The sequence below is a fragment of the Streptomyces alkaliterrae genome, assembly GCF_007097205.2.
GTDB lineage: Bacteria > Actinomycetota > Actinomycetes > Streptomycetales > Streptomycetaceae > Streptomyces > Streptomyces alkaliterrae.
The window spans coordinates 1-10,679 of record NZ_VJYK02000189.1 but is presented as its reverse complement, the minus strand read 5'-3'; the positions used below and the strand labels follow the sequence as shown (position 1 = coordinate 10,679).

Annotated in this window: 8 protein-coding genes and 1 pseudogene; 4 read left to right on the top strand and 5 right to left on the bottom strand. The window is 74.2% G+C overall.

Annotated features, from left to right (window positions below; all coding sequences use genetic code 11):
• A pseudogene (locus tag FNX44_RS17560) lies at positions 1–411 on the bottom strand (hypothetical protein); the annotation flags it as partial.
• A gap of 202 nt (positions 412–613) precedes the next feature.
• Entirely contained in the window at positions 614–1,549 is a 936-nt protein-coding gene (locus FNX44_RS17555; protein ID WP_173019218.1) for a universal stress protein, read from the bottom strand.
• Positions 1,550–1,876: 327 nt separating this feature from the next.
• Here FNX44_RS17555 and FNX44_RS17550 point away from each other — a divergent pair, with 327 nt between their 5' ends.
• Complete coding sequence (locus FNX44_RS17550; protein WP_143649224.1) at positions 1,877–3,262, top strand: PP2C family protein-serine/threonine phosphatase; 1,386 nt, start codon at positions 1,877–1,879, stop codon at positions 3,260–3,262.
• A gap of 14 nt (positions 3,263–3,276) precedes the next feature.
• On the opposite strand, the gene FNX44_RS17545 is transcribed toward FNX44_RS17550, so the two are convergent.
• Together FNX44_RS17545 and FNX44_RS17540 are read right to left on the bottom strand one after the other, a co-directional pair.
• The gene (locus FNX44_RS17545) at positions 3,277–4,350 is read right to left on the bottom strand and encodes a nucleoside triphosphate pyrophosphohydrolase (protein WP_143649223.1); all 1,074 of its coding nucleotides are present in this window, start codon (positions 4,348–4,350) and stop codon (positions 3,277–3,279) included.
• Between the two features lie 106 nt (positions 4,351–4,456).
• Positions 4,457–5,149, bottom strand: coding sequence for a SurA N-terminal domain-containing protein (locus FNX44_RS17540; RefSeq protein WP_173019217.1), 693 nt, complete (start codon positions 5,147–5,149; stop codon positions 4,457–4,459).
• Positions 5,150–5,424: 275 nt separating this feature from the next.
• Between FNX44_RS17540 and FNX44_RS17535 the strand changes: the two genes are divergently transcribed.
• The 3 genes from FNX44_RS17535 (at position 5,425) to FNX44_RS17525 (ending at position 9,137) form a co-directional block, all read left to right on the top strand.
• Positions 5,425–6,588, top strand: a complete 1,164-nt coding sequence (locus tag FNX44_RS17535; protein ID WP_143649221.1) for an acyltransferase — start codon at positions 5,425–5,427, stop codon at positions 6,586–6,588.
• Between the two features lie 225 nt (positions 6,589–6,813).
• Entirely contained in the window at positions 6,814–7,779 is a 966-nt protein-coding gene (locus FNX44_RS17530; protein WP_143649220.1) for a glycosyltransferase family 2 protein, read from the top strand.
• 2 nt (positions 7,780–7,781) lie between these two features.
• Positions 7,782–9,137 (top strand): polysialyltransferase family glycosyltransferase, encoded by a 1,356-nt coding sequence (locus FNX44_RS17525; protein WP_143649219.1) that lies wholly within the window; start codon positions 7,782–7,784, stop codon positions 9,135–9,137.
• A gap of 3 nt (positions 9,138–9,140) precedes the next feature.
• On the opposite strand, the gene FNX44_RS17520 is transcribed toward FNX44_RS17525, so the two are convergent.
• The gene (locus FNX44_RS17520) at positions 9,141–10,508 is read right to left on the bottom strand and encodes a serine/threonine-protein kinase (RefSeq protein WP_143649218.1); all 1,368 of its coding nucleotides are present in this window, start codon (positions 10,506–10,508) and stop codon (positions 9,141–9,143) included.
• Positions 10,509–10,679 lie beyond the last annotated feature (171 nt).

Genomic DNA, 10,679 nt, shown 5'->3' with positions numbered 1-10,679 from the left:
GATGGATGCTTCAATCAGGGCGCCGCCCGCGACGCTTGCCGTGAGGTAGGCGACGGTGGCCGGATTGAAATCGATGTCGACCCGGGGGAATGCGTAGCCGAGGACGATCACGGCGACCAGCAGGTCGGCTGCGGCGAGCGCGCCGAAGGCGGCGAGTGGGCCGCGGCCGTGGCCGTCCGGTCGGATGAGCCTGCCGGCCGCCGTCCGTGCCGCCGACAGCGCGCCGGCGACCGTGCCCGCCCCGCCGGTCGCCGGGTGCCGCACCGGACGCGGGGGGCCCGCCGCCGGGGTGGAGGCGGCGGGCGCCTGGCCCGTCGTGCCGGGCGGGCGGAAGGCCGCCGCCGCACGGGCGGCGGCCCTCAGCGCCGCCGCTTTTGACCTGCCGCGGATGCCCCGCCCGGTGATCGCCATGGGCGGCAGTCTGGCCAGCGGTAGACGAGACGTCAACAGGTCGTGCCCACCTCAGCCGTCCGGGGCCGGGGCGGGAAGCCGGACGGGAGAGGTGGGCACAGCGGGCGCGGACCGGCGGCACGGGGGCGGTCGCCGGTCCGCGCCCGGTTAGGGCGGGGCGTCGTCGTGGGCGCAGTGCGGCGCCCACGACCGCCCGCGCGGCTCAGGGCTTGGTGGGGATCACCGCGACCGGGCACTGCGCGTGGTGCAGCAAAGCGTGTGAGACCGCGCCGAGTTGCAGGCCGAAGCGCCGCTTGCGGCGGTGCGCGGCGACCACCACGATGTCCGCCTCGGCGCTCTGCTCCAGCAGCTCCCGGGCCGCCGGCGCCTCCACCGACGCGACCTCCGCCTTCACCTGGGGGAACCGGTCGCGCAGCCTGGCCACCGCTTCCTTGATGTGGGTGGCCTCGGCGGTGTTCTTGTGCACGTCGTCCGGGAAGGGCGAGAACTGCCAGGCGTGGACCACCCGCAGCTCGGCGTTGCGGCGGGCCGCCTCCTCGAAGGCGAACTCGAGCGCGTGGTCGTCCAGGACGGACTTCAGACCCAGCAGCACCCGGCCGTGACTCCGCTCCTCGTGCGGGCCGACGACCAGCAGCGGCCCCTCTGTGTGCGCGGCCGTCCGCAGGCTGACCGAGCCGACGAGCAGTCCGACGAAGCCGCCGTGGCCTCGGGTGCCCACCACGGTCAGCGCCGCCTCGCCGCTCCGGCTGATCAGCGCGTCCGCCGCACGCTCCCAGCTCAGCGCCGGCTCGACCGTCATGTCCGGGTACCGCTCGTGGACCCGCTTGATCACCTTGTCCAGGTGCTCCCGGACGACCTTCTCGCTCTCCGCGTTGCCCATGGAGGCCGGGGGCATCACCAGCTCCCAGGGCCATCCGGTGAGGATCTCCAGCCCGGTCTCGCGCAGGGCCGCCTCCTCCGCCGCCCGGTCCACCGCGCGCAGCGCGCAGTCGGAGTTGTCGAAGCCGACGACCACAGGCGGCGGGGTCGGAGCCTCGCCCCGTGCCTCCTGGCTCGATGCTCCGGCACGCGGGTCCTGCCATTGCTCGGTGTTCGCGCCGCCGGTGGGCGAGGGCTCGTGGCCGGAAACGTCACTCATCAGGACCTCCAAGGTCGGGCCGGTACTGCAAGCTTGCGCCGGACGCGCCCACGTCGCATGGGCCGAACGGCCCCCGGGAGAGGGCCCTCCCTCCCCCGTCCTGAGGGCCGGCGCGACGGCGCTCACCGCACGGGTGTCCCGAAAACAGCGGATTATTACCATTTCTTTACCCCCGGCTGTACTCGGCCCGGCGGGAGCGGCAAGGATGGCGGTCAGGCGACGCCCGGCTCGCGGGCCGTCCGGACGCCCCGGACAATGGGACCGATCTCGCCTGAATACGCACCCGCCGCCCTGGCGGCACGCACCACCCCGGTGGCAGGAGAGCAGATGGACCATGACCGACAGTCGGAGCGGCAGTCCGGTGCGAGCGACCCCGCGCGGCCGAACAGCGGCTCACACGGCCTCGCGCCCGAACTGCCCCGGCTCCCCCGGACGGGTGACGCCATCGACGAGATCGCCCGCCGCATCCAGGAGCTGGCCCACGCCAAGGACCGCCTCCAGGGCCTTCTCCGGGCGGTCATGGCGATCAGCGGCGAGCAGCTGGAACTGCCCGCCGTGCTGCGGCGCATCGTTACCACCGCGATGGAGCTGGTGCACGCCCGCTACGGCGCGCTGGGCGTGCTCACCGAGGACGGCACCCGGTTGGCGCAGTTCATCCCGGTGGGGCTGTCGGAGGAGGAGCGGGCCGCACTCGCCGGCGTCGAACTGCCGCACGGCCGCGGACTCCTCGGCCACCTCATCCACGAGCCGGGCCCCCTGCGGGTCGAGGTGATCCCCGAGCATCCGGCGTCCGTCGGCTTCCCGGCCGGCCACCCGCCGATGCGCAACCTGCTCGGCGTGGCGATCACCGTACGCGGCGAGGTCTACGGCGACCTGTACCTGTGCGACCGCGAGGACGGGCAGCCCTTCGACTCCCACGACGAGGACATCGTCGTCGCGCTCGCCGCGGCCGCCGGCGTGGCCATCGAGAACGCGCGGCTGTTCGACAACGTGCGCAACAGCGCCGAGCAGTTCCAGCGGCTGCTCCTGCCCAGCCTGCCGAACCTGCATCCCTACGAGGGCGCCGCCGTCTACCGGCCGGCGACCGCACCCGGCCAGCTCGGCGGCGACTGGTTCGACGCGATCATGCTGCCGGACGACGCGTGCGCCGCCGTCATCGGCGACGTCGTCGGCCACGACTTGCAGGCCGCGGCGGCCATGGCGCAGACCCGCAACATGCTGCGCGCCCTCCTGTACGACCGGCGCACGCCGCCCAGCGCGGTCCTCACCCAACTGGACCACACCCTGCACGCCATCACCGAGAACCCGGTGACCACCGCCTGTCTGGCCCGTATCGAGCCGAAGGACGGGGGTTGGTGGTTCAGCTGGAGCAGCGCCGGGCACGCACCGCCGCTGCTGGTGACGGCGGACGGCCGGACCGAGTACCTGGAAGCCGACCCCGGGCTCCCCCTCGGCGTGGACCTGGACATCCCGCGACCGGACCACCGCCGCGAACTGCCGCCCGACTCGACCGTGCTGCTGTTCACCGACGGCCTCGTGGAGGACGTCAAGCGGCCGATCGACGCGGGCCTGGCCGAACTCGCCGAGCTGGCCGGAGCCAACAGCCGGCTGCCGCTGGAGAAGCTGTGCCGCCTGCTCGCCGACCACCACCCGAGCGACGGGCACGACGACATCGCCCTGCTCGGGCTGCGGATGCCGGCCGCTCCCCGCTGACGGCGGCGGGCGGATCAGGGGCTGTCCGGGCCGTCGTCCTCGCTCCCACCGCCGCGGGCCCCCGCGTCGGCCGCCTCTGCCGCCAGGATGGCGTCGCGGTAGGCGCGGGAGGCCGCCCGCAGCGCGGACTCCGGGTCCGTGCCCGCCGCCTCCGCCTCCACGGCGAGCGCCAGCAGCTCGTAACCGACCTCCCCGGCCCGCCCGGCGCCCTCGATGCCCGCGCCGCCCGGCAGCTCCGGCAGCGGCACGACCAGCCCCTCCGTCCGCACCCGGCCGGCGAGCTTCGCCGCCAGGGCCAGCGCCGGCTGCCCCAGCGGCACCCCCTCGGTCACCGACGTGCGGCGCTTCTCCGCCGCCTTCGTCCGCAGCCAGTGCGCCTTCACGTCCTCCGGCGACTCGGCCGTCTCCGCGCCGAAGACGTGCGGATGCCGGTGGATCAGCTTCTCCACGATGGTGGCGGCGACGTCGTCGATGCCGAACGGCTCCTCCTCGTGCTCGGCGGCGATGGCCGCGTGGAACACCACCTGCAGGAGGACGTCCCCCAACTCCTCCCGCAGCTCCCGACGGTCGCCCTCCTCGATCGCCTCGACCAGCTCGTAGGCCTCCTCGATGCCGTACTTGACCAGGTCGCGGTGGGTGCGGACGCTGCTCCACGGGCACTGCGCCCGGATCTGGGCCATCACCTGCACGAGGTCGAGCAGCCGGGCGCCGGGCAGGTCGTAGGAGCCGGGCAGCAGCTCCAGGTCGGGCATCCGCTCCCGCCCGGAACCGGCGAGCCGCGCGAGGCCGTCGGTGAGCGCCGGCTCACCGGCCGCGTCGGCCAGCACCACGACCGTGCGCCCGCCGGCGCAGAGGTCGAGCAGCTCCCGGGCCGCGGGCAGCGGGCCCGTCCGCACGGTGACACCGGCCTCGGCCAGGTACGGCAGTTGTGGATGCCCGGCGTCGGCGCAGCGCACCTCGTCGGCGGCGCGCAGCGTCTCCCACGCCGGCCAGGACAGCAGCCCGGGCGCCACCCGGTGGCTGGTGGTGAGCAGGACGATGCGTCCGGAGTCCGCGGCGGGCGCGTCGGGGGCGGCGGCTGAGGTCATGCCCCGAATGTAACCGCCGCCGCCGACAGCCCGGCGGCCGCCCGCCGGGCGCCGGTCCGGCGGGCGGCCGCCGGGTAAGCGGGTCAGCGGTCGTGACCTCAGCGGGTCAGTGGTCGTGACCGTCGTGGTCGTCGTCGTGGCCGCCGGGGGCGCCGTCGTCCGGGGTGCCCGCGCCCGGGGAGGTCTTCAGCCAGTCGCGGTCGGCGACGACCAGCCGCCAGTGCTCGTCGTCCCACTCGCCGAAGCGCGGGTTGACCTCGATGGCCATCGCCTTCGACGTCTCGGTCAGCTTCGGCACGACGACCTCACCGGCCTCGGGCGTGCCCGGTTGGGCGCCGAGCGCTTCGGCGATCTTGTCGAGCAGCAGCCCGGTGCGGTAACGCTCGTCGATCTGGTCCGGGGCGATGGCGTTGCGCTTGAGCATGATGTCGCGGAGCTGGGCGGCGCCGCCCACCGCCTTCTCGTCGGCGGCCCGGCGCTCCTGCACCTCGCGGCGGCTCACGCTCACGTCGAGGTCCTTCGCGGCCCGCTCCACGACCCGCTGGTTGATCATCTGATTGAGGCTGAACTCCGCGAGCGGCCCGGTGCTGCGGATCAGTTCCTCGCTCTGCGCGTCGGCCCGCTGCGCCGCGCGCACCGACTCCGCGCGGGCCTGCACCTGCGACACGGTGATCCGCTCGCCGTCCACCACGGCCGCCGAACCCGCCCTCGGCTCGCCGCCGCACGCCGTCAGCAGCGGGGCGGCCATCGCCAGCGCAGCGACGGCGGCGACGGAGTACGCGGACCTACGGCGTTGCATGGGGCCTCCCGACGGCGGCGACGGTCCTGCGGCGGTGCAGCGACCTGGCGGACCGATCTTAGGCAGTCCGTCCCTCGCCCCTCCAGTCTTTGCCCAAAGCATTCCGGCCGGTTCTGCGCCATCCGGGTGTCCGGCCCGACGCCGCCGACGCCGGGCCGCGCGCCCGGAGTTCATCGGGCGGCCGCCTGGCGGACGTGGCCCGTTACCGGGCGGCCGGTAGGAGTTCACCGGTACGACGCGTCTTGACACGCCGCCCCCGAACCCCCGATCGGACCATGCCTTCCAATCCCGCCTCCGCCTCAGCCACGGCCGACGGACGACCGACCGCGCCCGGCGTCGCCGCCCAGCCGCTGCCCGCCCCGGCCGCCGAGCACCCCACGACCGGCACGGTCGCCACGCCCCGCGCCGAGGATGCGGCCAGACGGGAGCACCGCGCGGACGTCGACCTGATGCGGCTCGTCTGCTCCTGCGCGGTGATGCTCGGCCACGTCGGCGCGACGTTCGTGCACGCGGTCGACCGGCAGGAGGCGAACGGCTCCGGCGCCTACTGGGTGGGGCACCTCGCGGACTCCGCGAACGAGTTCGCCGTGCCGATGTACTTCGCGCTGGCCGGCTGGGCGGTGCTCGTCGGCGCCCCGCCGAAGGACGGCCCCACCGCGTGGCGGCGCGTCACCCGCAACGGGCTGCCGCTGCTGGTGTGGACGGTGCTGTACCTGGCGTGGGCATGGCTGCGCGGCCGCAACGAGGAGCCGATGACCGACCTCGCGGTGGCCTCCGCCTTCGGGTCGGTGCGACCGGCCTACCACCTGTGGTTCATGTACACCTACCTGCCGCTCATCGCCGTACTGGCGTTCGCGCTGCTGGTGTGGGCGGGGAGACGGCCGTGGGGGCTCGGCGCCGCGCTGCTGGCGGTGGCGGTGGCGCCCTCGGTGGTGGGGACCGTCGGCGAGCTGACGGGTTGGGAGACACCGCCGGTCAAGTGGGGTTTCGGCACCTACTCGCTGGTGTACGCGGTGGTGGGCGCGCTGCTGTTCGCGTTGCCGCGCGGGGTACCGGCCCGGTACCGGTGGCTGCTGGTGCCCGGCTTCCTGGCGACCTGGGCCGCCTGCCTCTGGTACAACACGCAGGTCCACTACGTCATCGCCAACGCGCATCTGTTCGTGGCGTTGATGACGGGCTGCGTGCTGCTGTTCGTCTGCCGGATCCGGGTGCCGGAACGCTGGCGGCCCCGGCTGGCGAAGCTGGCGGGCGCCGCGCTGGGCGCGTACATGGTGCACGTGCTGGTGGTGGAGGAACTGGTCCGGCCGCTGGTCCGACCGGACCTCGGGGCGGGCGCCGCCGGGCTGCTGCTCGTCGGCTCGCTCGCCGCGACCGTGGTGCTGTCCTACGCCGCGAGCCTGCTGTGGGGACGCCTGCGGCTGCGGCGCTGGCTGGGCTGACCCACAACCCGGCCTCGACCCGCGAGTGACCCCAACACGTGTGCTTTCAGGCGCAGTCGGCCGCCCGGAGAGCCGGCCCCGGGGCGTGTTCAGTTGCGCATCGCCCAGCGTTCACCTCGGTGACGGTCCGACGCCACCGGACGCCTCGCCGTAGGCCCTAGCGTGCGGGGACGGGCGGGCGACCGCCCCGCGGGCTCACCCTCACTCCACCCCTTGGAAAGCCTCATGTCACCCAAACTCTCCGTTGTGGTCCCGTTCTACAACGTGCGTCCGTACGCCGCGGACACCCTGCGGAGCCTGGCCGCCAACGCGGACCCGTCGATCGAGTTCCTGCTCGTCGACGACTGCTCGACGGACGGCACGTCGGACGTACTGGAACGCGCCCAGCGGGAGTTGCCGAACAGCAGACTGCTCAGACACACGAGCAACCAGGGCATCTCGCAGGCCCGCAACACCGGCATCGACGCGGCGGAGGGCGCCCACGTCACCTTCCTCGACGGCGACGACTGGTACGCCCGCGACTACCTGCCGGAGCTGGTGCGCGTCGTCGAACGGCTGCGCTGCGACTTCGTGCGGGTGGACCACGTGCAGGTCAACGGCGTGGAGCGGACCGTGCGGCGGGCGCCGGTGCCGCTGCGGGACACCGTGCTGCGGCCCCGGGACCTGATCGCACCCGCCCATCTGTCGACGCTCGTCGACTACCCCAACGCCTGGTCGGTGGTGTGCCGGCGCGAGCTGTTCGACGACGGCCGCACCCGCTTCGACACCGCGCTGCGGACCTGTGAGGACCGCACCTGGACCTGGCTGCTGCACCTGGCCACCGAGAGCTGCGCGGCCGTCGGCCTCACCGGGGTGTTCTACCGGCGCGGGGTCACCGACTCGCTGACGCAGATCCGCAGTGAGCGGCAGCTGGACTTCCTGCCCGCGCACGACCGGGTGCTGACCGCCCTCCAGGACGACCCGGAACGTGACCGTTTCCTGCCGAAACTCGTGCGGACCTACTGCGCGATGATCGCCTACCACATGCAGACCGTGCGCGAGTACAGCCCGGCCGACGGCAAGCGGCTGCGCCGCATGTGCGCCTCGGCGCTGCACCGCATGCCGCGGGACGTGCTCGACCAGACCCTCGACACGATGGACGACGAACGCAGCAGGACGCTCCGGCGCCTGCGGGCCCGGAAGGCTGCCTGACCTTGCCCACGACGACACAGATCTTCCAGGTCTCCACGCTCTTCGGCGCGGCCACCCTGGCCGCCGCGCTGGACGCCGGCCGGTTCGGCCCCCGCGAGGAGGCCCGCCGGGTGCTGCTCGTCTGCAACAACGCGGCCGTACCCGAGACCACCGAACCGCTCACCACCATGGACGGCTTCGACGGACTGCGCGCCCGCTTCGACGAGACGATCGACTGGAACGAGACCATCCACCCCTACCACCCCAAGGGTTGGGCGCCGTCCGAGCGGGACGCGCCGGTGTGGGAGCGGCTGCTGCGCACCGCGTGGCGGATCGGGGACGGGCCCGTCGAGCTGGTCGTGGAGTCCATCCAGGGCAGTCCGGCCCGGGCGCTCGCCACCCTCTTCGGCACCAGCCCGGTGCACGTCTACGCGGACGGGCTGATGTGCTACGGCCCCACCCGCACCCGGCTGCCGGTCTCCTTCCAGCACCGGGTGCGGCGGGTGCTGCGCCTCGATCTCGTACCGGGGCTGGAACCGCTGCTGCTGTCGGAGAACGCGGAGAACGGCGTCCGGCAGGAGACCGTGCCCACCGAGGCGTTCCGGGACGTCCTCACGGAGGTCGCGGAGGCGACCGTGCCGGACGCCGGTCTGCTTCGCGCCGACGACGAGCCGCCGACCGCCGTCCTGCTCGGCCAGTACCTCGCGGCGCTGGACATCCTCAGCGCCGACGAGGAGGAGGACCTGTACCTGCGGATGCTGCGCGGTGCGATCGACGCCGGCCACCGCGTCGTCGCGTTCAAACCGCACCCCACCGCGCCGCGCCGGTACTCCGAGTCGTTGGAGAAGGCCGCCGCCGAGGCCGGTGTGACGCTGCACGTGCTCACCGCCCGGGTGCTCGCCGAGACGCTGTACGAGCGGTGGCGGCCCAAGCTGGTGGTGGGGTGCTTCTCCACGGCGATGCTCACCGCCGCGACCTGCTACGGGGTGCCCGTCGCCCGGGTCGGCACCGAGCTGCTGCTGGAGCGGCTGACGCCGTACGAGAACAGCAACCGGATGCCGGTCGTGCTCGTCGACCACCTGGTGCCCGACCTCGCGGACCGGCCGTCGGGCGTGCTGCCCGAGCCCGACCCGGCGGAGCTGACCGCACTGGTGCACGCCGTGGGCTACTGCATGCAGGCGAAAACGTATCCGGCGCTGCGCGCCCGGGCCGCCGACTGGTTGGCGGCCCATCCGGTGGAGCGGCGCCGCTACGTGCGCCAGCGGCGGCTCACCGCGCTCGGACTGCCCGGCGGCCTGGCCCCCGGCCGGGTGGCCGTGCTGCGCCGCAACCCGGTGGCCCGCCGCGTCGCCCGCGCCCTGCGCTCGGGCGGCCGCTGAGGTTCAGTACGCGCCGAGGCGCTGCATGCACAGGGCCTCGTCCTGGCGGAGTTGCTGGACAGCCGGGTCGTAAGGGCCGAGTTCGGCGGTGAGTTCCTGGATCAGCCGGGCGATCTCGGGCAGGGCGCGGGCGTACTGGCCGGTGTCCACAAGCGTCGCCGCGTACTGCTTGCGCAGGGTGCGGACGATCGGCGAGCCCTCGCCGTGCGCGGCGACGGCAGCCGGCAGCGCCCGCCCCAGCAGCTCGGCGACCTGGGTGTAGTGGCCCGCCGACAGCAGCGCGCGGACCTGGGTGAGGGTGCGCGAGAGGTCCTCGGCCGGGGTCATCGCGGGCGGCGGCCCGAAGCCGGGCATGGAACCGGACGTGGAACCGTGCGCGGAGGAGCCCGTCGGGCCGCGCGGCGGCGACGTGGGGCGCGTCGGCCTCACCGGGCGGTCCGGCCACGGGGCGAGCGGGGTGCGGAACGGCCGGCCCGGGTCCATCGGCAGGCCTGGGGAAGGGGGGCCGGGGCGGGGCAGATAGGGCGCGAGCGCGGCGTGCACCTCGTGCGCGTCGGCGGGTCTGGCGGCGGGGTCGCGGTCCAGCAGGCGGCCGACGAGCGTGGCAAGCGCCGGAGGCGCGTCGGGTCTCAGCCGGCCGATCGGCACCGGGGGTTCGTGCAGCTTCTTGTAGAGCAGGCCGGTCGCTTCCGGCGCCTCGAACGGCGCCCGGCCGGTGAGGAGTTCGTACAGCAGCACGCCCAGCGCGTACAGGTCGGCGGCGGGCCCTACCGGGATGTCGCCCATCGCCTGCTCGGGCGCCATGTAGACCGGGGTGCCGACCATCGCGCCGGTGCGGGTCAGCCGGGTGCCGTCGCCGACGTCGGTGACGGCGGCGATGCCGAGGTCGAGTATGACGACGCGGCCGTCGGGGCGGATGCGGATGTTGCCCGGCTTGAGGTCGCGGTGCACGATCCGCACGGCGTGCACCTCGGCGAGCGCCGAGCACAGCTGGGCGGCGACCGCGACCGCCCAGTCCACCGGGTAGGGAGCGTGTTCGGCGAGGTGGTCGCTGAGGTCGCCGCCCTCCACCCGCTGCATCACCAGGTACAGCTCCTCGCCGTCCTCGCCGGCGTCGAAGACGGTGACCAGCCCGGGGTGGTCCAGCTGCGCGGTGACCCGGCACTCGCGTTGGAAGCGGTCCCGCAGCTCCTGGAGGTCGGCCTGGCTGCCGAGGCCGGAGAGGGACGCGACCCGGCCGGAGTGCATCAGCTTCACCGCCACCGGGCGGCCGCCGAGGCTGAGGTCGTGGCCGCCCCACACCTGCCCCATGGCGCCCTTGCCCAGCGGCTCGGTCAGCTCGTAACGCCCGGCCACCCGACGCCCGTTCACCGATCGCCGTCCCGCTTGCGCAGGAGTTCGTCGAGCTGGTCGAGTTCGTCGGCGACCTGCCGCATCCGGGCGGAGCCGCCGGCCGGCGCGGGCGGTCCCGGCGCCGGGTGCGGGGCCGGAGCGTGATGCGTCGTCGGCGCGGGGTTCGGGGCCGGAGTGGAGTGCGGGGCC

Bases quoted from the DNA above. Each gene is read 5' to 3' on its own strand.
- FNX44_RS17555 (WP_173019218.1), bottom strand. From the start codon at position 1,549: ATGAGTGACGTTTCCGGCCACGAGCCCTCGCCCACCGGCGGCGCGAAC.
- FNX44_RS17550 (WP_143649224.1), top strand. From the start codon at position 1,877: ATGGACCATGACCGACAGTCGGAGCGGCAGTCCGGTGCGAGCGACCCC.
- FNX44_RS17540 (WP_173019217.1), bottom strand. From the start codon at position 5,149: ATGCAACGCCGTAGGTCCGCGTACTCCGTCGCCGCCGTCGCTGCGCTG.
- FNX44_RS17530 (WP_143649220.1), top strand. From the start codon at position 6,814: ATGTCACCCAAACTCTCCGTTGTGGTCCCGTTCTACAACGTGCGTCCG.
- FNX44_RS17535 (WP_143649221.1), top strand. From the start codon at position 5,425: ATGCCTTCCAATCCCGCCTCCGCCTCAGCCACGGCCGACGGACGACCG.
- FNX44_RS17545 (WP_143649223.1), bottom strand. From the start codon at position 4,350: ATGACCTCAGCCGCCGCCCCCGACGCGCCCGCCGCGGACTCCGGACGC.